Raw genomic sequence first — 22,813 nt, forward strand, 5'->3', positions numbered from 1 at the left:
CGCGGGGGCGGTTACCGGATCAAGGGTTGAAACGCCCGGATGACCGCCAGCCAACCCCTGTCCGGCTGTGCTGGAAAGGATCCTGAACGCAAAGGCTGGCTGGGCAGGTTTGCGGCTTACTTTGTTGCCAGCATCGCCTCAACTTCTGCTGTGCTTGCGGCCCCTTTCAGGATCGTGAAGTCGCCCCGTTCCAGCATTGCACGGGTGCCATCCAGGATCACCTGCTGGGTGACACGGGCCAGTCCCCCGCCGATGGAAATCCGGGCAGCGCCCAGTGCGCCGATTTCATCTGTTGTGAGATCACGCATCGCACCCGCAGCCAGCAGATTGACAGCTGTGCCTGTCGCGGCAAGCGCGCGGGTGGTTCCGGCATCGACCAGCGGGGCGTATATCACATCTGCACCTGCTTGGGCGAATGCCTTGCAACGGCGCAGCGCCTCTGCTTGTTCGTAGTTATTCATAAGCCAGCCATCAGCGCGGGCAGTCAGCACGATCCCCGCCGCCTTGGCTGCAGCGGCCGCCGCCTCTACTCGGGCCAGCGCCAGATCAAACGGATAGGAACTTGTCCCCGGAACAGCTGTGTCCTCCACCGAAACCCCCGACAGCCCGGCTTCTGCTGCCAGTCTTACAGTCTCTGCGACAGTTTCGGGATCGTCTCCGTATCCGTTTTCGAAATCGCCGTTTACCGGCACGTCGACCGATGCGCAGATACTGGCAGCGTGCTGCAGGGCAATTTCACGCGTGATCTGGCCGCCATCAGCCAGACCCAGCGTGAAGCCATACCCTGAAGAGGTCGTCGCCAGCGCCTGCGCACCCAGATGCGCCATTACCTTTGCTGATCCGATATCCCAAGGGTTTGGCATCACCACCGGCTTGCCCGGGACGTGAAGGGCGCGGAATCGTTCCGTCAACTCGTAGCGTCGCAAAACATGCTCCTCTCTCCGATCAGCAGAAGTGCTGATCACTATAGCGGATCTTCGCTTTGGCATGCAGCATTATCGGCTTTCCTGAAGGTTTTCGATGCAGGCCGTGGAATTGGGGCGGGGTTCGGTGCGACCTTGGCCTTCGTTGGAAAACCTTCCCAAGGTGAAAGCAGCGCGGGCCTGGGATCAGTCTATGGGAAGCGCGCAAATGGCTGGAGGCGGGGCTTGCGCAGGCGCAATGGTCTGGTGGGTGCGGCCTGCTCCCTCAGTGGTGCGCGCGGCATCGGTTTTTGACCGCGCCGGAAGGTAGCGATGATGCGCATCGGGCCACCGCAGCACGGACAGGGTGCGCGAAGGGCGGTTTGGCGTGAGCGGCCCATTTGGTCTTTCGGAACGGCGCGAGCCAAGCGGCGAACACCTTTGCGTCTGTCCGCCCGCTGAGGCCGCCGAAGAGGGCCGGCTGGCCAGTGCGGTGCAACTCCATCAGTCCTTCGAGGAAAAGGCGCCTGAACAGTCTGGGCAAGACGCGCAGATGCAGTCGGAAACCCGGTTTGTAGGCCACCTGCCGGGTGCTGCCCGGCGGCAGGCCTCTACCGGGACTGATCATGCGGATGCGGGAATAATGCGTTAGCGCTGATCCCCAAGTGTGGAGCGCGCTGGTCATGCCGACGCGGGCGCCGGGGCGCTTGGGGTCTGCGGCGAGGGTCATGACCGGTTCGGCCGAGGCACGGAACAGAACGCCGCAGACCTGCGGTCGCGCCTCCCGCCAATAGCCGCGCAGCAGATCCAGCAATCCCGGTGACAGCATGGCCTGGCAATCTTTGCCCCCCTTGCCTTGGCCGGCATGGATCAGCAACCGGTCGATATTGGGCTTGTTGGTTGAATCCGCTGCGCTGCGAATGAACGGCGGCTCTGATGAATTCGCCCGGGCAAAAAGCGTGTGGACCTCATCCATCGGAACGCTTTTTGCCCGGGCTCGCATGGTGTGATGTGTTGACTGAAACAACACGGTAGATATCTGTCATGTGCAACTGGTAGGCACGCTAATCCTCGGGCGTGGCAGAGCCCGGTGATCGCTGTAGAAACTTCGCGAAATCCTTGGCCGCCCGGATATGCGGCTTCTGCGCCTTATCGCCCATCCCCCGGATGCGCTTGTCTTCCTTCATCCGCGCATGCAGCGGGGTCATCTTCTCCTCTGTTATGGGAACCTCCCGTCAATTGACTGAGAAAGCCCCAATCGTCAGACAGGTCTGTAAGATCGCAAAATGCGTGGCCTCCCAGGATGGTTTTTTACACCAGCCACTAACGCCATTGCCGCGAAGCGGCTTTGTCCTTGGTTTCGGAGCGGCCCCTTACCACAGCCTGCCTTTCGCATATTCCTCATAACCAGCGTCATAGGTTTCGGCTTCGAACCCGGCCTCCTGCTCCTTCAGGAACTGGCCCGCGGTGGGTAGTTCCGGGCGTTCACGGTCCTGATCCCACAGGCGGGACCGCATAACCGCCTTGGCGCATTGAAAATACAGCTCGTCTATGGTGATCACGGCCACCGTGGCCGGGCGCCGTCCCTTGCGTTCAAAGGTGGTGCGGGCGGTTTCGTCGGCGGTCAGGTATGCGGTTCCGTTCACCCGAACCACATTGTTTTCGCCCGGAACCATGAACATCAGGCTGACACGGCTGTCGCGCACGATGTTGCGCAGCGAGTCGAGCCGGTTGTTGCCGCGCCAGTCCGGCAGCCACAGGGTGCAGGCGTCCGCGATATGCACCACCGGGCCATCATCGCCGCGCGGGCTGGCGTCGGTGCCCTCAGGGCCGATGGTGGACAGCACCAGGAACCAGGAGGCCTCGATCCAGCGCTGGTACAGCGGTGTAAGACGGGTGGCGACTTTGCTCAGCGACCGCGGTACCGGGGTGCCGTAAATGTGTTCAAGTGTTTCGATGCCGGTGATTTTCTGCATGCTCTGGCCTCCTTTTGGCGGCAATGTAGCTTACCCTTTTGCGTATTTGGGCCAGTTTTTTTGCTCAATTGAGCAAAAAAGAAGATATTCGGCGGCGGTGCTGGCCCCCGCCTGATGCGGTGCAGTTGCTGCCGCATGGGGGGTGTCGTTTCCGCGCCGCTATGAGGATGGTTGGTGCAGGCGGCACTAGCTGGGCGGTGTCCGTGATCTCTGGTCTGATCGTGCCTGCAGTCAAGCTGCATGAAACCCGAATAGTAGGAGGGGTGCAGCTGCAATTGTTGTGTATCGATCCGGCGGAAACCGTCCCCGGCGCGATGACGGTTTGCCGTGCGGCGGAAGGTTTAGGGCAGAAACCGCCAGTTGCATCTATACAGCTTTTGCGGGATACGGGCGCGAGCGGCCTTTCCTGTGTGTGCACTGGTGCAAGTCATCCGCATACTGCTTTTTCCAGGTTGGGATCCGGACCAAGGCCGCCGAGCACGAAATCCGAGGAGTTACATCGTGAAAAAGATCGTCCTTTTGTTGCCCTTGCTGGCCCTGGCTGCATGCGGTGACGAATTCAGCTACCCTTCGCAGCTGGAAAAGCAGTCGCAGACGGCAGCGCAGGCCGCAGCCACCCCGGTTGACCAGATCACCCTTGAGCGCGGCGCAAGCATCAATGGCGGCAACTTCCAGGTGCTGGGTCCGGTGAAGACGTCCGTGGGCAAGCCGACTGCCTTTCACCCGGCGCCGACTGTTGCGGACGCAGAGAAAAAACTGCGTATTGAGGCAGCAAAGCTCGGGGCGGATGCGGTCATTAATGCAGAGGTCGGCAACGTCGGCGTCTGCCCGCTCAGCTGGGGCTGCCGGGCTGCCAGCGGCACCGCGGTCAAGCTGAGCTACTGACGCTCAAGGCGGCGGCATCCGGGTGATGCCGCGCTGGCTTGGAAATTGGGAAACCGCTGCTTAGAAGGGCAGCGGTTTTCCGTATTGAATTCCATAATCGCACTGCGGGCGGCATTATGGCAGGTTGCGCCGGAATTGAGGTGAGTGAGGCAGCCATGAAGTTCATCCGCGATGTGATTGCGCAGTTGGAAACCCCGCGCGAGGCGCGGCCCTTGGGCAGCGGCTGGCTGTCGGGAACCATGGCGCTGCTGGCGGCGCTCACCGGGCTGCTGCTGGTGCTGCTGCGCTGGTACCCCGAGACGTTCTCGTATCCGCAGCTCGGCTTTATCCATTCCAGCGGCTATGTCACCGCCTTTCTGCGCTTTGTGCTGCTGGCGGGTTACGCGCTGTCGCTGCTGAGCCTGATCCTGAGCCGCCAGAAGGCGCTGGGCTGGGCGGCTCTGGGCTTGTCAGTTGTGGCTTCTTTGATGGCGACGGCGCAGCCGCAGCACGCAGGCGGCACTCCGCAGAGCCTGTACTTCGGGCTTGATTACTTCATCGTCAACGTTCTGCTGGTCGGCTTTCTGTTTGTGCCGCTGGAACGGTTCTTTGCAGCGCGGCGCGAGCAGACGGTTTTCCGCACCGAATGGCGCGAGGACATGTTCTATTATCTGGTCAGCTCAATGCTGGTGCAGGTGCTGACTTTCCTGACACTGGCGCCGGCGAACTATGTCAATGCAAACGCCGATCTGGAGGGCATCCGCGCCCATATCACCAATCTGCCGTTTGCGGTGCAGGTGCTGATCGTGATGGCGGCAACGGACTTTGTGCAGTACTGGGTGCACCGGGCATTCCATACATTTCCGGCGTTATGGCATTTCCATGCCATTCACCATTCGGCCAAGAAAATGGACTGGCTGGCGGGTGCGCGGATGCATTTCATCGAAATCGCGGTGCTGCGCGGGCTGACGGCGGTGCCGATGTTCACGCTGGGCTTCAAACCGGAAGCGATCCAGGCCTATCTGCTGATCATCTATTTCTATTCCAGCTTCATCCACGCCAATATCGGCTGGAAGCTGGGATTTCTGGAGCGGTTCCTGGTCACGCCGCGCTATCACCACTGGCATCACGGCAGCGAGCGGGCGGCGATCGACATCAACTATGCCTCGCATTTTCCACTCTATGACTGGCTGTTCGGCACCCATTACTTGCCAGAGGAAGCCTGGCCATCAAAATACGGCGTGGCGGGAGACACGGTGCCGAACGGCTACTGGCGGCAGTTCCTGTACCCGTTCAACCGGAAGCGCTGGAAGAGGAAGGTCGAGGAGGACCGGCATGGGCTGGGTTGAGACCCGCAGGCTTTTGTTGTCATAGATATCTGGAGTCGGGTCAATTTTAGGTCGGCACGTGCAATGTTCGTTTGTCAAATCCAGCTTCTGATCCAAGCTGGCAGCGGCCCGGTTTCCAAGTTGACAAGCGACCTGATCCCGATAGCTTGCGCGCGAAGAAACTACTAACAAAATTGGACGAGACTTATGAAAATCAAGGCAATATGCATGATGTTCGCGGTACTGGCTGCGGGGTGTCAAAACACTGTGCAAAGCTCTGCCACTGTAACGTCCCAACCTGCTTCAGACAGCATAACCAAAGCGCAGATCGAAACCTGCTGGAAACAAGCTGGTATTAAGGGCGACCTGTACAAGTTCATGACACCCGAAGAGGCTGCCGGAGTGCGTCCCGGTGGCGTTTTCACGGAACAGAAACATGCGAAGTTCACTGCTTGTTTGAAGGCCTGATCTCCGGATTCAGGCTGCAACCCCGTGCGGGCCGTGGCGGATGATGGCCCATTGGCCGTATGTATCCTCCAGGTCCAGCGGGATGGCGGCAGTGGATTTGCTTGAGCCGCTGCCCACTTCGGCCAGGGTGAATTCAATCCCGCCGGGGATGTCGATGCGGACCCGGTGCTCGCCGCCGCCGTGCGGGGCCTGGATCGGGCGGCCGGTGGCGTGCAGCAGGCCCTCGACGTCCACTTTTGCGGTGCGGTTTTCGATGTCGGCCTCGTAGTCGATCCGTTGAACCAGCGTGTCATGCACGGTGTCGCACATGGCGCGGAACACCCACCAATGGGTGGCTTCCTCATCCGTTTCGCCGCCGAGCATCACGGTGGAAAGCGCCTCGCGCTGGGCGTCGCTGGCCCGGTCGTCGACAATCAGCTGCAATGCGCCCTTGCCCTCGAAGATCGGACCTGGCCATGCGTAAAGAACGGCGGCGCGGGTGCCGGCAAGGTCGGTGTCGCCGAAGTGGCCTTTGTCGATATGGATCACCTCAAACCCGGTGCAATTGCCATGGGTGGGCAGATCCTCGAACTGGCAGGGGCAGCCGTAGTTGCAGTTGCAGTTCCCGAAGCTGCGGCCCTCGATATACCAATCCACATGCGCCATGACTGTCTCCTCCGGTTCTGTTGAATGAGATGCGGGGAGTCTATCATAATTAGGGCGTGATTGCAGGGCGGGCTTGCTGTCCGGCCATATCCGCCCGGCTTCCGTCCCCGCCCTCTTGCTTTCGCCGGCCCTTGTGGTAGCAGGGCACAAGCAGAATTCGAGGGGCCGTGATGGACGATCTTAAAGCCAAATATCTGGGTCAGATTGCCGATGCCGCGGATGAATCCGCGCTGGAAGCGATCCGCCTTGCCGCCGTGGGCAAAAAGGGCGAAGTGGCGCTGAAGATGCGCGAGCTGGGCAAGATGACCCCGGAAGAGCGCCAGGTCGCAGGCCCGGCGCTGAACGCGCTGAAGGATGAGATCAACTCGGCCCTGGCGGCCAAGAAGGCGGGCCTGGAAGATGCCGCCCTGGATGAGCGTCTGCGCACCGAATGGCTGGACGTGACCTTGCCGACCCGCGCCCGCCGCGTGGGCAGCCTGCACCCGATCAGCCAAGTGCAGGAAGAGATCACCGCGATCTTTGCGGAACTCGGCTTTTCGGTTGCCGAAGGGCCGCGGATCGACACCGACTGGTACAACTTCGATGCGCTGAACATCCCCGGCCACCACCCGGCGCGGGCGGAGATGGACACGTTTTACATGCATCGTGCCGAGGGCGACGACCGCCCGCCGCATGTGCTGCGTACCCATACCAGCCCCGTGCAGATCCGTTCGATGGAGAAGATGGGCGCGCCGTTGCGCATCATCTGCCCGGGCGGCGTTTACCGCGCCGACTATGACCAGACCCACACGCCGATGTTCCACCAGGTCGAAGGCCTGGCGCTGGACAAGGACATCTCGATGGCGAACCTCAAGTGGGTGCTGGAGGAATTTGTCAAATCCTTCTTTGAGGTGGATGATGTCGAGCTGCGCTTCCGCGCCTCGCATTTTCCCTTCACCGAGCCGTCGGCCGAGGTCGACATCCGCTGCTCCTGGGATAACGGTCAGCTGAAGATCGGCGAAGGCGACGACTGGATGGAGATCCTCGGCTCCGGCATGGTGCACCCATCGGTGATCGCGGCCGGCGGCATCGATCCGGAGATCTATCAGGGTTTTGCCTTTGGCATCGGCATCGACCGTCTGGCGATGCTGAAATACGGCATCCCGGACCTGCGCGCCTTCTTCGACAGCGACCTGCGCTGGCTGCGCCACTATGGCTTCCAGAGCCTGGACATGCCGGCGCTGCATGGCGGTTTGTCGCGGTAAATGCCGTTCTTAGGTTTCTCCGTGTCTGGCTGTATGGAATGGCTCAAGGATTGTTCAAACAGGCTGAAGCTTTGGCATGCAGTTGGTCTGTTCCTGTCAGGTTTCTTTGGCTGGGTACTCTTGATCGAGTACGCACCTGATTGGGTGCGTGTGGCCTACTCATATGCTGTGATGCTTCCGTTACAGGTTTTCCTACTTCTTGCGATGTGGGGTTGGATCAAACGCAGAAAGTCGGAAGGCCAGAGACGCAACCTCCTTTGGGACACCAAAGCGAAGCTCAAGGACTTGAGGCGCTAGTCAGTTAGTGTTCGGTGAGGCGCAGCCCCGCATCGCGCCCACCTTCGGGTCTGGCGCGATGCTTCGTGTACCATGGAAATGATAGCGCCAAGAGACTGTGGGGTTCGAACACAGGCCTAAGGCGCGGAATCAAGGCCGAGAGGCCGCCGCGCCATCGCCTGACCGCCCGCACGGGCAGGCGATTTGGGGCCGCCGGCGCTACAACTGGAGTTCGCACGGACCTGACCGGCATAAACTGCCAAACACCAGTGTTGGATCGCCTCCCCGCGGTCAGGCGATGGCGCGGCTTGGCAACCCACAAACTTGTGACGTGACACTTGCCCCCCCTTGGCTAGGCTCAGCCAAATGATCCGAAGTGCTCTTTCCTTCTCTGCCGTCCTCCTATGGGCCTCCGCCGCTGCCGCCATGGGGCCGTCGGAACCCTCTGACTGCCATGGCGGGACGCCTTGCCAGCTCGGGGACCGCTCCTATCACGTGATGGAGCCGGAGGGCTGGGACGGGGTCACGCCGCTGCCGGTGCTGCTGCATTTCCACGGCTGGGCGCGGACCGGGGTCAATGCGCAGCGCAGCGGCCGGATCGGCGCCTCAACCAAACGGCGCGGTGTGCTGCTTGTGACGCCGAACGGGCGGCGCAAGACCTGGGACTTCTGGTCGCCAAAGACCGGGGATGTCGGTTTCACAAACGAAGTGCTGCGGGACGTGGCCAAGCGCTATCCTGTTGATGCGGGGCGTATCTATGTCTCGGGTTATTCCTATGGTTCGGCGATGGCCTGGCGGTATGTTTGCGAGAGCGGCAATCATGTGGCCGCTTTGCTGGGAATTGCCGGGGCGTTTCCACCGGGGGAGACCTGCCCCGAGGCTCCGCGCGAGGTGCGCCATGTACACGGGGTAAGCGATACTGTGATGCCCTTTCCCGACGACGGTCCCGGCGGGCAGGCGGTGCCCATGGGGCTGTGGCGCGCCAGGTTGGACTGCGGCGCAGGGCAGGTGGCGGGCGACTGGCAGGTGGTGGATTTCCTGAAACTCAGCCGCACCGAATGGCGGAACTGTGCGGAGGGCCGGGTGGTGCTGGACATTCATCCGGGCGGCCATTTCATTCCGCATGGCTGGATCGGGCGGCAATTGGACGAGCTTTTGAACCTCACTCCCAGCTATCCTTGAGGGCAGGGGCGCAGAACCCTTGAACCTTGGCGCATTCTTTGTCATTGCCTCTGGCAAACTGCATATCTGCCAAGGGGTCCCCGACCGATGAAATTCACGCTTTCCTGGCTGAAAGACCACCTCGACACCGATGCTTCGGTGGAAGAGATCACCGAGACTCTGACCGATCTGGGTCTTGAGGTTGAAGGGGTCGTCAATCCAGCCGACGCGCTGAAGGACTTTAAACTTGGCTATGTGACACATGCCGAAAAGCACCCGGATGCCGACAAGCTGCGGGTCTGCAAGGTGGATACCGACGAGGGCGAGCTGCAGATCATCTGCGGCGCGCCGAACGCCCGCGAGGGCATCACTGTGGTGGTCTGCAAGCCGGGCATGTATATTCCGGGGCTGGATATCACCATCGGCGTCGGCAAGATCCGCGGTGTGGAAAGCTATGGCATGATGGCGTCCGAGCGCGAGCTGGAGCTGTCGGAAGAGCATGACGGCATCATCGAGCTGCCCTCGGGCAAGGTCGGCGACCGGTTCATCGACTGGCTGGCGGAAAACGATCCGGCCAAGGTCGATCCGGTGATCGAGATTGCGATTACCCCGAACCGGCCCGATGCGCTGGGCGTCTACGGCATTGCCCGCGACCTTGCAGCGCGGGGTCTTGGCACCCTTAAAACCCGCGCGTTTGAGGCGATCCCGGGCGATTTCGCAAGCCCGATCAAAGTGACCATCGACGAAGACACGCTGGACGGCTGCCCGCTGTTTGCCGGCCGCCTGATCAAGGGTGTGAAAAACGGTCCCAGCCCGCAATGGCTGCAGGACCGGCTGACAGCGATTGGCCTGCGCCCGATTTCCGCGCTGGTGGATGTGACCAACTTCTTCACCTTCGACCAGAACCGCCCGCTGCATGTGTTTGATGCGGCCAAAGTATCTGGTGACTTGCGCGTCCACCGTGCGGCAGGCGGCGAGACGTTGAAGGCGCTGGACGAAAAGGAATACACGTTCGGCGCAGGCCAGATGGTGATCTCGGATGCGAACGGCCCCGAAAGCATCGGCGGCATCATGGGCGGCGAAGAGACTGGCTGCACTGAGGAAACCGTGGATGTGTTCCTGGAAAGCGCGTTCTGGGACCATGTGCAGATCGCGATGGCGGGCCGGGCGCTCAAGATCAACTCCGACGCGCGCTACCGCTTTGAGCGCGGCGTGGACCCGGAGTACACTATCGAGGGCCTGCACCGCGCGACCCAGATGATCCTGGATATCTGCGGCGGTGAGCCGTCGGAAGTGGTGATCGCCGGCGACGTGCCGGATCATGCGCGCGCTTACAAACTGGATTCCGGCCGGGTGCAGTCGCTGGTGGGGATGGAAATCCCGGAAAGCGATCAGCGCCAGACCCTGACCCGCCTGGGCTTCCGCCTGGAGGGCAACATGGCGCATGTGCCCAGCTGGCGCCCGGATGTGCAGGGCGAGGCCGACCTGGTCGAGGAGGTCGCGCGGATTGCCTCGCTGACCAAGCTGCAGGGCAAGCCGCTGCCGCGGCTGACCGACGGCATCCCGAAGCCGGTGATGACACCGCAGCAGCGCCGCCAGCAGATGGCGCGCCGCACCTGCGCCAGCCTCGGCTATAACGAGGTGGTGAGCTACACCTTCATCGACAAACCCTCGGCTGCGCTGTTCGGCGGCGGCGGTGATGCGACCATGCTGGCGAACCCGATCTCAACCGAGATGTCGCATATGCGCCCGGCGCTGCTGCCGGGCCTGCTGCAGGCTGCGGCCCGCAATCAGGCGCGCGGTTACATGGATCTGGCCTTGTTTGAGGCTGGTCCCGCCTTCCACGGCGGTGAGCCGGGTGAGCAGCACAACCTGATTTCGGGCCTGCTGGTGGGCCGCACAGGTCCGAAGGATGTGCATGGCGCATCGCGCGCTGTTGATCTCTATGATGCCAAGGCTGACGTTGAGGCGGTTCTGGCAGCCATCGGCGCGCCGGCCAAGGTGCAGATCCTGCGCGGGGCGCAGTCCTGGTGGCATCCGGGCCGTCATGGCCGCATCTGCCTGGGTCCGAAGAAGACGCTTGGCGTGTTTGGCGAACTGCATCCCAAGGTGCTGAAGGAGATGGGGATCAAGGGCGCGGCTGTTGCCTTTACTATCTGGCCGGATGAGATTCCGATGCCGCGTAAATCCGGTGCCAGCCGCCCGGCGCTGGATATCAGCGACCTGCAAGCGGTGGAGCGGGACTTTGCCTTTGTTGTTGATGCTGAGGTTGAGGCGCTGACCCTGGTCAATGCGGCAGCCGGGGCTGATAAGGCGCTGATTTCAGATGTGCGCGTTTTTGACGAATTCATCGGCGGTTCCTTGGGTGAGGGCAAGAAGTCGCTGGCCATCACCGTGCGGCTGCAGCCCAGCGACAAGACGCTGCAGGAAAAGGATATTGAGGCGGTGAGCGGCAAAATCATCGCCAAAGTGACCAAGGCCACCGGCGGCACCCTGCGGGGCTAAGGCTGGACCAAGACTTTTGAAGAAAAGTCTTGCCAAAAGTTTTCTGTAAAACTTTTGGCAGCGCTCCCGTTGGGGCGCTGGCCTTTCTATGCGTCACCTCGCGGAGAAGAACTCCGCCAGCAGGTCGAACACCAGCCGGATCCGGCGGCTGGTGTGCAGCTCGCGGTGAGTGGTGAGCCAGACCGGGAAAACAATCGGTTCCATGCCAGGCAGAAGCCGCTCCACCTCCGGCGCGGCGGCTGCGACGCTGTCCATCATCGGACAGATGCCGAACCCTTGTTTCACCAGCTCCCACGTGGCCAGCCCGCTGGTGGACTTGATACGGAAATTGTCAGGCGTCAGGGGAATACCCAGCGGCGCCATGAACGCGATCGAGCGTTCCACATCGGCGAAACCCACGAAATCATGATCCGCCAGCTCTGCCGCTGATGCAGGGCGGCCGCGCCGTTCCAGATAGCTGGCGGCGGCATAGAAGTGGGCAGTGGCTTCCTGCACCAGGCGGGCGATCAGCTCGGGCTGTTCGGGGCGGACGTGGCGGATGGCGATATCAGCTTCGCGCCGCATCAGGTCGCGGATATCATTGGCGGCCACCACGTCGATGGTAAGCCGGGGCGCGCGCTGGCGCAGTTGGTGCAGCACCGGCGGCAGCACATGGGCGGACATCACATCCGAGGCGGTGATCCGCACCGTGCCGTCGATGGATTGCGCCTTGCCGGTGGCGGCCAGACACAAGCCATCGGCTGCCGCTCCCATCTTGCGGCTGTGGGAGAGCAGCTCATGCCCCGCCTCGGTCAGGGCCAGGGTGCGGCCTAGGCGTTCGAACAGCAGCACGCCCAGCTCGCCTTCAAGGGCTGCAACCTGGCGCGACAACGTAGGCTGGGTGAGGCCGAGCCGACGCGCCGCTGCTGAAAGCGAGCCGGTTTCAGCGGTGGCGAGAAAGGCGCGAATGTGGTTCCAGTCGGGGCTGTTCATGCAAATATGTATAACGAACTTGCGAATTTCGGCAATTTATCTGTGGTTCCTGCATGGGTAGGGTTCCGGCAACCAAGGAGATCCGCGATGACAGCCGACGCCCGATTTTGGAACAAGGTCGCCCCGAAATACGCCAAATCGGCGATCCGCGACGAAGATGCTTACCGCTATGCGCTGGAACGGACCCGGTCTTATTTGAAGCCGGAAGACAGCGTGCTTGAACTGGGCTGCGGCACCGGTTCCACCGCGATTGAGCTGGCACGCAGCGTGTCGAAAATCACTGCAACCGATCTGTCGGAAGCAATGCTGGAGGTGGGCCGCGAGCGGGCGTGGGACGCTGGCGCCAGCAATGTGGAGTTTCAATGCAGCAGCGCTGGCGAGGCGCCGGAGGGCCCGTTTGATGCGGTTCTGGCGCATAACCTGCTGCATCTGCTGCCGGATCTGGAGGCTGTTCTGAATGGTGTGGCGGCGCGGCTGGCGCCCGGCGGGCTGTTCATCTCCAAAACACCTTGTCTGGGAGAGATGCGGGGCAGTTGGAAGTACCGGATGTTTCAGGTGGCAATTCCGCTGATGCGGCTTGTGGGTTATGCGCCCAGTTATGTGGATTTCATCGACATCCGCACCTTGGAGGCGGCGGTGCAGCGGGCCGGTTTCGACATCATTGAGACCGGCAACTACCCGGCGGACACGCCAGGCCGCTATTTGGTGGCGCGGCGGCGCTGAACCTTTGCCTTTCGCCTGTCAGCCCTAGGTTACAAGGCGGAGGCTTTGATGTTCGAGGACCGGATTTCCGCCGGGCTTCAGCTGGCCGGGCATTTGGTTGAACTGCCGGTGAAGGACCCCGTGGTGCTGGCGCTGCCGCGGGGCGGGGCGCCTGTTGCGCTGCCCATTGCGCAGGCCTTGAAGGCGCCGATGGACCTGCTTTTGGTGCGCAAAATCGGCATGCCGTCCAATCCGGAGCTGGCGGCCGGCGCGCTGGCGGAGGGCAGCAATCCCATTTTTAATAACGCATTGCTGCGGATTGCGGGCTTGAGGCCGGAGGATTTTGCAGCCCAGGTTGGCCAGGCGCGGGAGGAGAATGCCGCCCGCCGCGCCCGGTATCTGCGCGGGCGGGCGCCGGTTGAGCTGGCCGGGCGCACGGCGATTGTGGTGGATGACGGCATTGCCACCGGCGCGACCTTCATGGCGGCACATATCTGGCTTAAGGAACGCGGACCGGCCAGTGTTATCCTTGCCGTCCCTGTGGCGCCGCCGGAAGCGGTGGACGAATTGCGCCCGCTGGTGGATACTGTGATCTGCTTGCTGTGTCCGGAGGAATTCCGGGCTGTCGGCGGGCACTACAGGGATTTTACGCAAACCAGCGACGCAGAGGTCATGGCTGCTTTGGCCGCGGCCCCGCAGGCTGGCGCAGGAAAGGACAGAACGTGGCATTGAAGGTTTATCTCTCGGGCGAGATTCACACCGACTGGCGGGAGCAGATCATAGCAGGCGCAAAAGGGCTGGAGGTCAGTTTCAGCGCGCCAGTCACAGATCACGGTGCCAGCGATGATTGCGGCGTGGCGGTTCTGGGTGCCGAGGACAATAAATACTGGCATGACCACAAGGGTGCGATGGTCAACGCGATCCGCACCCGCAAGGGGATTGCCGATGCCGATGTGGTGGTTGTGCGCTTTGGCGATAAATACAAACAGTGGAATGCGGCCTTTGATGCGGGCTATGCCGCCGCCCTTGGCAAATCGATCATTGTCCTTAGCCCGCCGGAGCATCAGCACGCGTTGAAAGAGGTCCACGCAGCAGCGCTGGCAGTGGCGCAAGAGCCGCGCCAGGTTGTTGAAATCCTCGCTTATGTGCTGACGGGCAAACTGCCTGCATGACACCCCCGGTGCTGGAGACGGACCGGCTGATCCTGCGCCCGCACCGGGTGCAGGATTTTGCTGATGTGGCCGCCCTGTGGGCAAACCCTGAGACTGTGCGCTTTATTCAGCCAGCCGTTGAGACGCCGGAGGGCGCCTGGGCCAAGCTGATGTTCCATCACGGCCACTGGCAGGCGATGGGGTTCGGAGTCTGGGTGATCACCGGGCGCAGCAGCGGCCGGTATCTGGGCGAGACCGGGTTTTTCGTGACCCCGCGCCAGTGCGACCCGCTTTTGGGGGATGCGGTCGAGGCAAGCTGGGTGCTGGCGCCGGAAGCTCAGGGGCAGGGGATTGCGGCAGAGGCGGTGCTGCGGACCCATGCCTGGGCGGACACCGCAGGTCTTTGGCCGGAAACGGTTTGCCTGCTGGACCCGGAGAACACGGCGTCACAAAAACTGGCCGCAAAGACCGGCTATGAATTTCGCCAGGAGGTCCAGTACCGCGGCGGCACGTCGCTGGTGATGGCGCGCAAGACCGGGCAGCCTGGCACGGCAGCGTAAGGCTCCCGCCCCTGAAAGCGCTTCCAAAGGAAGCGCATTGCAGCGTTGGGCACGGCACCGCGCGATGCGCGGTGCAGGCCGTGTGCCGCCGGTGTCAGTTCCCATCGCAGAATCCGGTGTAATCTTACTGGGATTTTTTGCGCCGATTTTGCGATTTGCAGCGCCCCTCAACGGTTCCTTAACGCTGGACGGCCAAATTGGCCTCTTAACGCACGACGACTTTACGTAAAGCACCGCGCGCCGATTGGGTGCGGTGCTTGGGAAGACAGCATGACGAACCGCCGCAGACCTGTTTTGCAAATCACCCCGCTGATCGAGGACGCGGGTCTCTTCAAGCGCGAGGTGCGGGATGTACCGTTGGAGCTGGTGCCGGTGTTTAACCGGAACAACCGCGGTGATCTGGTGGTGAAGGGGATTGTTCAGCCGGATGCGGAGATCGAGGTGGTCTTTGCCGGGCGCCGGATGCGTGAGGCGGCTGGTCTGGTGACGCAAATGAAGAAGCTGCGGGTGCAGGGGGTGCGTACGGCGATGCATGGCCACGAGGCGATGAACAGTATCCGGCGGCTGCGGCTGCCGGTCCAGGTGCGCGGCACCTGGCGGCTGCGTTTTGATCGCGATGCGTCCGGCTGGGAGGTCAAGAGCTATCAGCTGCTGGCCGCGCAATGGGCCTTTGCCGATGCGGATGGGTATACTGTTCTGTGCGGCTGGCCGCCCGCCGAGCCGGACGACAGATTGCAAGACCGCGCCCGCGCCGCGCGGGCCCAGCTGGCCGCGGCACGGGCCGCGCAGGCAGCGCGGACAGGCTAGGACCCCGGCCACCCACCCGGGCTGCAGCGCACAAACGCCCCGCCAAAGGCGGGGCGCCAGACCCAACGGGATGAGGCCCGTCAGGGTCGAAGACGGGCGGGAGCGCCTCAGCCCTCCTTCTTGATTTCCACAGAATGCGGATAAGGAATAGAAATGCCCTTGGCGTCGAAAGCCTCTTTCACACCCTGCGTCAGGGCAAACTTCACTTCCCAGTAATCCGCCGCTTCACACCATACACGGGCTGTCAGATCGACGGAACTGTCCCCCAGATTGGTCACCCGCACCCAAGGTTCTGGATCTTGCATCACCCGCGCGTCGGCGGCTGCCTGTTCGAGGATGATCGCCTTGGCAGCATCAGCGCTGTCGCCGTAGTCGATGCCAAACACCATGTCGACGCGGCGGGTGTCGTGATGCGAGAAATTGGTGATGATCGCGCCCCAGGCCTGGCCGTTCGGTACGATGATTTGCACATTGTCCGGCGTGGCCAGTTCAGTGATGAACAGATTCAGATCCTTCACTGTGCCGGAGGTGCCGCCGATATCGACAAATTGGCCGATTTTGTAGGGGCGGAACAGGATCAGCATGAATCCGGCTGCAAGATCGCTGAGCGTGCCCTGCAGCGCCAGGCCGATCGCCAGGGTCGCCGCACCCAGCATGGCGACCAGGCTGGTGGCCTCGATGCCGAAGATGCCAAGCACCGCGACCAGCACTACCAGCAGCAGCACCCAACGCACGACGCTGGCCGCGAAATTCCCCAATGTCGGGTCGATCTGCGGGGTCTTGTTGATGCGGCGGCGCACCGCGCCGCTGATCCAGCCGGCAGCGATCCAGCCGAGAATCAGCACCACCAGCGCTTTGGCGCCATTTACCATCAGGGGCCAATAGGCCCCCGCCTGTTCAATCATCTGTTCCATGTCCGCAGTCCCAACCGGTTTCCCTAAATGTGCCCGAATGTCGTGGAAGAGGCGTGCTGAGGCAATAGGGTGCAGCGGGGAAAGATCGGGCGGCAAAGGCTCAACCTTTGGGGGAGGCAGGCCGTGTGCCGCAGGATGGTGCGGACGCGCGCCTGAGAACAATCAGCCGGCACAGAGGAGGAGCGGGGCTCAGCGCCCCCGCCGCGCCCTGGATTCAGAAAACAAACAAATCAGCAGTCACATCGTCCGCGTCAAAGTTGCGAAGGGTGATAGAAACATCTGCAAACCTGATATCGGCGTCTTTGCCGGTGTCGCTGATCGCCAGATCGGAGAATTTGGATGCACCGCGGTAAATCCTGATCAGGTCTTCGCTTGCGTCAAAGTTGCGGATCGTATCGTGGCCGTCGCCCCTCTTGAAGATAAACAGGTCGGCGCCGTCGCCGCCATCGAGCCTGTCGTTGCCTTTGTTGCCGCGCAAGACATCCTTGCCGTTGCCGCCAACAAGGATATCGTTACCCCCGCCGCCGAGCAGTTTGTCATTTCCGGCACCACCCAGCAGTTTGTCACGTCCATTGCCGCCCAGAAGTTCGTCATTTCCGCCGCCGCCACCAAGGGTATCTCTGCCATTCTGTCCCTTGAGAACATCCTTACCGCTGCCGCCGGAAATGGAATCGGCACCGGTCCCGCCTGCGACAGTATCTGCGCCATGCCCGGCTCTGATGGTCTCGCTTCCGGACATCGTGAAAAAGGCGCCGGGCCGGATGTCATCGTCTTCGCGCGAACCTTTGATGGTCCAGTCTTTTCCGTTCACAAAGGATTGGAACCTTTCAAGGTCGAACTTCCCTGTTGCGGTAGTGGCCGTGCGGCTGGTCAGGTCAAATAGGCCTTCAGCGCTGACATCGACATCGTCCAGCACCAGTTTTTCAATGGTGTGGAAAGACGGGGTCAAGGAAATCTCGGCATAGCGGAATTTGGTGATATCGCCGGTGATAAAATAGCTGCCTGAGCCAGGAACCCGCAAATCATAGCCGTTTAGGCTCACGGTTTCGGGGTAGTTGGAAATCAGCAAGAATGTTCCGGTGTCGTATTTATTGGTCAGCCGTGCCCCGTTGAAGGTTTGAATAAGCCCGGTCATCTGGGTCGTCAGGGAACCTGTCACGGTCATAGTCGGCATGGATTTAACCTTTGAAAAGTTTCGCCAGTTTTTGGCTGAAGACGGATTTGAGAAGGGCCTACACCACTGGTTGCGGAGGGTTCAAGCCGCGACCGTGCCGCATGTCCGAGGTTTACGCACAGTCATTAACTGAGCGCCGCAAGATACGGGATGCCGCCCTGGTAATGGAAAAGCCCCGCCAAACCGGCGGGGCTTTCCTCAAATCGGTGTTCTGGAAACGCTTCGCTTACTGCTTCAGCGCCAGTTTCGGTGACAGCACATCCATGCCCAGAGCTTCGCCAACCGCGTAATAGGTCAGCTGGCCTGCGTGTACGTTCAGGCCGTTCAGCAGGTGCGGGTCGTCCTCGCAGGCCTTGCGCCAGCCTTTGTTGGCCAGGTTCAGCATGAAGGGCAGGGTCGCGTTGCCCAGTGCTTGGGTCGAGGTGCGCGCCACGGCGCCCGGCATGTTGGCCACGCAGTAGTGCATGATGCCGTCGACCTCATAGATCGGGTCGGCGTGGGTGGTCGCCTTGGAGGTCTCAAAGCAGCCGCCCTGGTCGATGGCGACGTCCACCAGCACCGCACCCGGCTTCATTTCGCCAAGCTGGGCACGGGACACCAGTTTCGGCGCCGCAGCACCGGGGATCAGCACCGCGCCGATCACCATGTCGGCTTCACGCACCAGTTCAGCCGTTGCACCGGCGGTGGAGTACTGGTTCTTGAAGGTGCGGCCAAAGACGTCGTCCAGATACTTCAGGCGGGTCAGCGAACGGTCCAGAATGGTGACATCCGCGCCCATGCCGGCTGCGATCTTGGCCGCGTGGGTGCCGACGACGCCGCCGCCGATCACCACAACCTTGGCCGGGGCCACGCCGGGCACGCCGCCCATCAGCACACCGCGGCCGCCGTTGGCCTTTTGCAGGGTGTAGGCGCCCACTTGCGGTGCCAGACGGCCGGCCACTTCGGACATCGGCGCCAGCAGCGGCAGGCCGCCGCGGTCGTCGGTCACGGTTTCATAGGCAATCGCGGTGCAACCGGATTCCAGCAGGTCGTGGGTCTGCTCCGGATCGGGGGCCAGGTGCAGGTAGGTGAACAGCAGCTGGCCTTCGCGCAGCATCTTGCGCTCAACCGCCTGGGGTTCCTTCACCTTGACGATCATGTCGGCGGTTGCAAAGATTTCCTCGGCTGTGTCCAGGATCACGGCACCGGCGGACACATAGTCCTCGTCGGTGAAGCCGGCGCCCAGGCCGGCGCCTTTCTGGATCACAACGCCGTGGCCGTGGAACACCGCTTCGCGGGCGGCATCCGGGGTCATGCCAACACGGAATTCCTGGGGTTTAATCTCGGTGGGGCAGCCGATTTTCATGTGAGTATCTCCTCAAAACTCTGTGCGGGCATTTTGCCGCAGCGCTAGCAAAATGTGCTTCTTTTTTGGGCGGAAGAAAACATACCTTTCGAAGATTCTTCGCGTATAATGGTGTTGAACAGCAAGGATCTTCGCGAAATGTCGCTGGACGAAACAGATCGTCGCATTCTCTCGGTGCTGCAAAAGCAGGGCCGCATCTCCAACGCCGACCTGTCGGAGCGGGTGAACCTGTCGGCCTCGGCCTGCCACCGGCGGGTGCAGCGGCTGGAGGCTGACGGATACATCCGTGATTATGTTGCGCTGCTGGACGCGCGCAAGATGAACGTGCCGACCACGGTGTTTGTCGAGATCACCCTGTCCGGCCAAGCGGATGAGGTGCTGGACGCGTTTGAAAAAGCGGTGTCGCGGATACCGGATGTGCTGGAATGCCACCTGATGGCAGGCACCGCGGATTACATCCTTAAGGTGGTGGCGGAAAACACCGAGGACTTCGCCCGCATCCACCGCCAGCATCTGGCGCGGCTGCCGGGGGTGGCGCAGATGCAGTCGAGTTTTGCGCTGCGCACGGTGTTCAAGACCACGGCGCTGCCGGTATGATGCGGCTTTGATGCTGATGGCCGGGTCCGGGGCTTTTGCGCTTGAACCCCGGTGTAAATTCCGGTTGCCTTGGGGGAAGGCGCAGCCGGGGCCGCATGTTTGCCGCCCGAGCCGCCCGTGCGGCGGAGACTGCTTTCTGCTGCCGCCCCGGCCGCGTGACATCAAACAGTCGCATGCCGCCCGTAAAAGGCGGCGTTTGCACGACCTGACAAGGAAGGAACCCTGCCCGTGACCCGCGAATTTGAAACCGCATCCCTTGATTGGCTGGAAGCGGAACTGCAGGACACGCTGGACGAGGATATCGAGATTGAATTCTCGGAGCCGATGCTGAGCCAGGAGATCCGCAAGATCTACCGTGAGCAGCACCCGGAAATGCTCGACCGGCAGATCTATTTCCGCAACCTGTTGCGGCTGCAGGCAGAGCTGATCAAGGTCCAGGACTGGGTGCAGAACTCTGGCGCCAAGGTCTGTATCCTGTTTGAAGGCCGCGATGCGGCGGGCAAGGGCGGGGTGATCAAGCGGATCACCCAGCGGCTGGACCCGCGGGTGGCGCGGGTGGTGGCGCTGCCGGCACCGAACCGCCGCGAGCAAAGCCAATGGTATTTTCAGCGCTATGTGCCGCATCTGCCGGCGGGGGGCGAGATCGTTCTGTTCGACCGCTCCTGGTACAACCGGGCCGGTGTCGAGCGGGTGATGGGCTTTGCCAGCGACGACCAGGTCGACCAGTTTTTCCAGGACGTTCCGGAATTTGAACGGATGCTGGTGCGCTCGGGCATTATTCTGCTGAAATACTGGTTCTCGATCACGGACGAGGAACAGCAGCTGCGGTTCATGATGCGCATTCACGATCCGATGAAGCAGTGGAAGCTGTCGCCGATGGATCTGGAAAGCCGGATCCGCTGGGAACAGTACACCAAGGCCAAGGAGCAGATGTTCAAGCGCACCAACATACCAGAGGCGCCTTGGTATATTGTTGAAGGTAATGACAAAAAGCGTGAACGGCTGAATTGCATCGAACACTTGCTGACCAAGATCCCCTATGCCGAGGTGCAGCACGAAAAGGTGGATCTGCCAGACCGCAAGTACAATCCCGACTACGAGCGCCAGGTGCTGCCGGATGAATTGTACGTGCCTAAGATTTATTGAGGCTTGCAGGGGGCCTGGCTGCCGGCGTTGAAATTGCGAAAGGGCGCGCCAAGGCACGCCCTTTGCATGGTTGCCCGGCGAGGGTCAGAACAGGAAGTCGCTGGCCTGAAGCTCCTGCTCTGTGATGCCGCTGAGAAGCAGGCTGTCGCCATCGCTGTCGCTGATCAGCAGGCCGGCATTGGTCTGGCTGGTGTGATTGTTCATCAGGTCGCTGAAGCCGGTGATGCCTGTCGCCGCGCCCAGGTCAATGCGCTCGCCGCTGGCATGCGGGTTGAAATCACTCACGGTGTCGTCGCCGCCGCTGAAGATGAAGAGGTCGCCGCCGCCCTTGCCGACCAGCTTGTCGTTGCCGCTGCCGCCGTCCAGGGTGTCTTTGCCGCGGCCGCCGAACAGTTTGTCATTGCCGCTGCCGCCGTTCAGTTCATCCGCGCCGTTGTTGCCGCGCAGCGTGTCATTGCCTGAGCCGCCGTTCAACTCGTCGCCGCCGGCCTTGCCGTGCAGTTTATCCCGGCCTTCGCTGCCGTCGAGACGGTCCTGGCCGCTGCTGCCGGTCAGCGTGTCATTGCCGCCGAGACCGTCCAGGCTGCCTGCGCTGCCAAGGGTCAGGGCATCGTTGCCGGAGGTGGCACCGGTGCCGGTATTGCCGCCGGAGCCTCCGCCATTACCGCCTCCGGACCCGGAATCCAGCTGCAGGTCCGCGCTGGTGCGGGCGAAGTTCTGGGTGACCATCACCGCATCCCAGCCATTGAAATTGCCCTGCTCGATGCCGATGCCGATCACCTCGACATTGGCGTTGAGGATGTTGGCGCGGTGGCCGGGGCTGTTCATCAGCGATTCGTGCAGGTTGACGACATCATCAGCCAGCCCGGCGGCGCCGCGTTCGCTTTGCCAGGCGATGTTCTCGGCCCAGGTCCAGCTGCCGGAGAACTGAAAGCCGGCATCTTTCATCCGGTCGCCGGCGCTGGAACCGCCAGAGCCGGTATGGGAGAAGACATCCTGCTGCAGCATCCATTCGCTGTGGTCTTCGGCCGAATCGTTCAGGCGCAGCTCCAGCTGGACCGGGTTGAGCCCGCGCGACGTGCGCTCGGCGTTGATCAGGTCGAGCATCTGGCGCTCGAGTTGGCTTGCCTGTGACATCTGTAACTGCTCCGTGAGTGTGCCGGCTGTGCGGCGGTGCTCCCTTCGGTTAACGGAAATTTAAGGCGCCGAAAGGGCCGGAAGGTGGAGCAGCAGAAATGCGGCGAAGCTCTGCCCGTCGCATGGGGGCAGATACGCGGATTTCTGCGCGCGCGGCGGCCGCGGGCAGCGCTGAGCAACTGCTGGGAGGGCATCGGCGCAATCCTGCTGCGGGGCGACGGGCCGGGCAGCGCAGGATTCGGGGGGCAGCTGCCGTCAGGAGACAGGTTTGTGCCGCAGAATCAGAAGAAGAAGGGGGGGCCGGGCACCGTCGGGGGGAAGCTGTCGGTGCCCGGCAATACTGAAAACCCGGAGAGGCAATGTCTTGTTTGCAGGGACCAAGACAGGCGCCGGAGTCGTTTGGGGGGGGGGAGACGCGGCCTGCCCCGGGTTTCAATGAACCGGGTGTTCCAATCCCGGACGGCGGGGCAGTGTTTAGGGAAACGCATCAGATTTACCCTGCCGTATACTCTGTATAGCAGAGAAAATTAACGAAATACACCCTAAAGATGTAATTCGGGCAAAATTGCGGTATTTCTGTGTATCCACTTAAGAAACGGCAATTTCTTTAGGGGCGCAGAAATGACAAACCCCCGAGGCAGAGCCGCGGGGGTCGTCTGAACTTAAGTCCCGGCTGGTCGCAAGACCGGCCCAGTGCTGTCCAAAGCCGGACGGCCTGCCGCTTAGAGCAAACCTTCGCGCTGGAGCTTCTTACGTGCCAGTTTCCGGGCACGGCGGATCGCTTCAGCTTTCTCGCGCGCTTTTTTCTCGGACGGCTTCTCGAAATGTTGCTTGAGCTTCATTTCGCGGAATACGCCTTCACGCTGCAGCTTTTTCTTCAGGGCACGAAGCGCCTGATCGACATTGTTGTCGCGAACACTAACCTGCATGTGGTTTTCA

General features: G+C 61.8%; 23 protein-coding genes and 1 pseudogene. 13 read left to right on the forward strand and 11 right to left on the reverse strand.

Annotation, left to right across the window (positions count from 1 at the left end; genetic code table 11):
* Window positions 1-116: 116 nt before the first annotated feature.
* The 4 genes and pseudogenes from ETW24_RS03150 to ETW24_RS03165 all read right to left on the reverse strand — a co-directional run bounded on the left by ETW24_RS03150 (window position 117) and on the right by ETW24_RS03165 (window position 2,878).
* Entirely contained in the window at window positions 117-926 is an 810-nt protein-coding gene (locus tag ETW24_RS03150; protein ID WP_129369706.1) for an isocitrate lyase/PEP mutase family protein, read from the reverse strand.
* Between the two features lie 340 nt (window positions 927-1,266).
* Window positions 1,267-1,671: pseudogene (locus ETW24_RS24665) on the reverse strand (transposase); the annotation flags it as partial.
* Window positions 1,672-1,966: 295 nt separating this feature from the next.
* Complete coding sequence (locus ETW24_RS03160) at window positions 1,967-2,110, reverse strand: hypothetical protein (protein ID WP_441328125.1); 144 nt, start codon at window positions 2,108-2,110, stop codon at window positions 1,967-1,969.
* Window positions 2,111-2,275: 165 nt separating this feature from the next.
* Entirely contained in the window at window positions 2,276-2,878 is a 603-nt protein-coding gene (locus ETW24_RS03165; RefSeq protein WP_129369708.1) for a pyridoxamine 5'-phosphate oxidase family protein, read from the reverse strand.
* Between the two features lie 501 nt (window positions 2,879-3,379).
* Between ETW24_RS03165 and ETW24_RS03170 the strand changes: the two genes are divergently transcribed.
* The 3 genes from ETW24_RS03170 to ETW24_RS03180 all read left to right on the forward strand — a co-directional run bounded on the left by ETW24_RS03170 (window position 3,380) and on the right by ETW24_RS03180 (window position 5,538).
* Window positions 3,380-3,763 carry a hypothetical protein gene (locus tag ETW24_RS03170; RefSeq protein WP_129369709.1) on the forward strand — a complete coding sequence of 128 codons (384 nt, stop codon included), beginning with the start codon at window positions 3,380-3,382 and terminating at the stop codon, window positions 3,761-3,763.
* 155 nt (window positions 3,764-3,918) lie between these two features.
* Entirely contained in the window at window positions 3,919-5,091 is a 1,173-nt protein-coding gene (locus ETW24_RS03175; protein WP_129369710.1) for a sterol desaturase family protein, read from the forward strand.
* A gap of 186 nt (window positions 5,092-5,277) precedes the next feature.
* Window positions 5,278-5,538, forward strand: coding sequence for a 50S ribosomal protein L20 (locus tag ETW24_RS03180; protein ID WP_129369711.1), 261 nt, complete (start codon window positions 5,278-5,280; stop codon window positions 5,536-5,538).
* A 9-nt stretch (window positions 5,539-5,547) separates the two neighbouring features.
* On the opposite strand, the gene ETW24_RS03185 is transcribed toward ETW24_RS03180, so the two are convergent.
* Window positions 5,548-6,183, reverse strand: coding sequence for a DUF1326 domain-containing protein (locus ETW24_RS03185; protein WP_129369712.1), 636 nt, complete (start codon window positions 6,181-6,183; stop codon window positions 5,548-5,550).
* A 170-nt stretch (window positions 6,184-6,353) separates the two neighbouring features.
* Between ETW24_RS03185 and pheS the strand changes: the two genes are divergently transcribed.
* The 3 genes from pheS (at window position 6,354) to pheT (ending at window position 11,369) form a co-directional block, all read left to right on the forward strand.
* Window positions 6,354-7,427, forward strand: coding sequence for a phenylalanine--tRNA ligase subunit alpha (pheS, locus tag ETW24_RS03190; RefSeq protein WP_129369713.1), 1,074 nt, complete (start codon window positions 6,354-6,356; stop codon window positions 7,425-7,427).
* Between the two features lie 642 nt (window positions 7,428-8,069).
* The gene (locus tag ETW24_RS03195; protein WP_129369714.1) at window positions 8,070-8,885 is read left to right on the forward strand and encodes an alpha/beta hydrolase family esterase; all 816 of its coding nucleotides are present in this window, start codon (window positions 8,070-8,072) and stop codon (window positions 8,883-8,885) included.
* 87 nt (window positions 8,886-8,972) lie between these two features.
* Window positions 8,973-11,369, forward strand: a complete 2,397-nt coding sequence (gene pheT, locus ETW24_RS03200) for a phenylalanine--tRNA ligase subunit beta (RefSeq protein WP_129369715.1) — start codon at window positions 8,973-8,975, stop codon at window positions 11,367-11,369.
* A gap of 93 nt (window positions 11,370-11,462) precedes the next feature.
* Here the strand turns inward: pheT and ETW24_RS03205 are convergent, their stop codons facing one another.
* Window positions 11,463-12,341 (reverse strand): LysR family transcriptional regulator, encoded by an 879-nt coding sequence (locus ETW24_RS03205; protein WP_129369716.1) that lies wholly within the window; start codon window positions 12,339-12,341, stop codon window positions 11,463-11,465.
* A gap of 87 nt (window positions 12,342-12,428) precedes the next feature.
* Here ETW24_RS03205 and ETW24_RS03210 point away from each other — a divergent pair, with 87 nt between their 5' ends.
* The 5 genes from ETW24_RS03210 (at window position 12,429) to ETW24_RS03230 (ending at window position 15,561) form a co-directional block, all read left to right on the forward strand.
* Complete coding sequence (locus tag ETW24_RS03210) at window positions 12,429-13,064, forward strand: class I SAM-dependent methyltransferase (protein ID WP_129369717.1); 636 nt, start codon at window positions 12,429-12,431, stop codon at window positions 13,062-13,064.
* Window positions 13,065-13,112: 48 nt separating this feature from the next.
* Complete coding sequence (locus tag ETW24_RS03215) at window positions 13,113-13,775, forward strand: phosphoribosyltransferase (protein WP_129369718.1); 663 nt, start codon at window positions 13,113-13,115, stop codon at window positions 13,773-13,775.
* Window positions 13,766-14,215, forward strand: a complete 450-nt coding sequence (locus ETW24_RS03220) for a YtoQ family protein (protein WP_129369719.1) — start codon at window positions 13,766-13,768, stop codon at window positions 14,213-14,215. Before ETW24_RS03215 ends, ETW24_RS03220 begins: the two co-directional genes overlap by 10 nt.
* Window positions 14,212-14,754: a GNAT family N-acetyltransferase gene (locus tag ETW24_RS03225; RefSeq protein ID WP_129369720.1), complete on the forward strand. Its 543-nt coding sequence runs from the start codon at window positions 14,212-14,214 to the stop codon at window positions 14,752-14,754. Before ETW24_RS03220 ends, ETW24_RS03225 begins: the two co-directional genes overlap by 4 nt.
* Before the next feature lie 270 nt (window positions 14,755-15,024).
* A complete protein-coding gene (locus ETW24_RS03230; protein WP_129369721.1) occupies window positions 15,025-15,561 on the forward strand; it encodes a hypothetical protein in 537 nt (178 codons plus the stop codon).
* 107 nt (window positions 15,562-15,668) lie between these two features.
* Here the strand turns inward: ETW24_RS03230 and ETW24_RS03235 are convergent, their stop codons facing one another.
* From ETW24_RS03235 to ald, 3 genes are all read right to left on the reverse strand, one after another.
* Complete coding sequence (locus ETW24_RS03235) at window positions 15,669-16,475, reverse strand: mechanosensitive ion channel family protein (RefSeq protein ID WP_129369722.1); 807 nt, start codon at window positions 16,473-16,475, stop codon at window positions 15,669-15,671.
* 214 nt (window positions 16,476-16,689) lie between these two features.
* The gene (locus ETW24_RS03240) at window positions 16,690-17,649 is read right to left on the reverse strand and encodes a calcium-binding protein (RefSeq protein WP_129369723.1); all 960 of its coding nucleotides are present in this window, start codon (window positions 17,647-17,649) and stop codon (window positions 16,690-16,692) included.
* A 226-nt stretch (window positions 17,650-17,875) separates the two neighbouring features.
* Window positions 17,876-18,994, reverse strand: a complete 1,119-nt coding sequence (ald, locus tag ETW24_RS03245) for an alanine dehydrogenase (RefSeq protein ID WP_129369724.1) — start codon at window positions 18,992-18,994, stop codon at window positions 17,876-17,878.
* Window positions 18,995-19,132: 138 nt separating this feature from the next.
* Here ald and ETW24_RS03250 point away from each other — a divergent pair, with 138 nt between their 5' ends.
* Together ETW24_RS03250 and ppk2 are read left to right on the forward strand one after the other, a co-directional pair.
* Entirely contained in the window at window positions 19,133-19,591 is a 459-nt protein-coding gene (locus ETW24_RS03250; protein WP_027257950.1) for an Lrp/AsnC family transcriptional regulator, read from the forward strand.
* A 228-nt stretch (window positions 19,592-19,819) separates the two neighbouring features.
* A complete protein-coding gene (gene ppk2 / locus ETW24_RS03255) occupies window positions 19,820-20,737 on the forward strand; it encodes a polyphosphate kinase 2 (protein WP_129369725.1) in 918 nt (305 codons plus the stop codon).
* Between the two features lie 84 nt (window positions 20,738-20,821).
* On the opposite strand, the gene ETW24_RS03260 is transcribed toward ppk2, so the two are convergent.
* Both ETW24_RS03260 and rpsU read right to left on the reverse strand, forming a co-directional pair.
* The gene (locus ETW24_RS03260) at window positions 20,822-21,874 is read right to left on the reverse strand and encodes a CAP domain-containing protein (RefSeq protein WP_129369726.1); all 1,053 of its coding nucleotides are present in this window, start codon (window positions 21,872-21,874) and stop codon (window positions 20,822-20,824) included.
* A gap of 722 nt (window positions 21,875-22,596) precedes the next feature.
* Window positions 22,597-22,803, reverse strand: coding sequence for a 30S ribosomal protein S21 (gene rpsU / locus ETW24_RS03265; protein ID WP_024088814.1), 207 nt, complete (start codon window positions 22,801-22,803; stop codon window positions 22,597-22,599).
* Between the last annotated feature and the right edge of the window lie 10 nt (window positions 22,804-22,813).

Source organism: Leisingera sp. NJS204, assembly GCF_004123675.1.
Taxonomy (GTDB): Bacteria; Pseudomonadota; Alphaproteobacteria; order Rhodobacterales; family Rhodobacteraceae; genus Leisingera.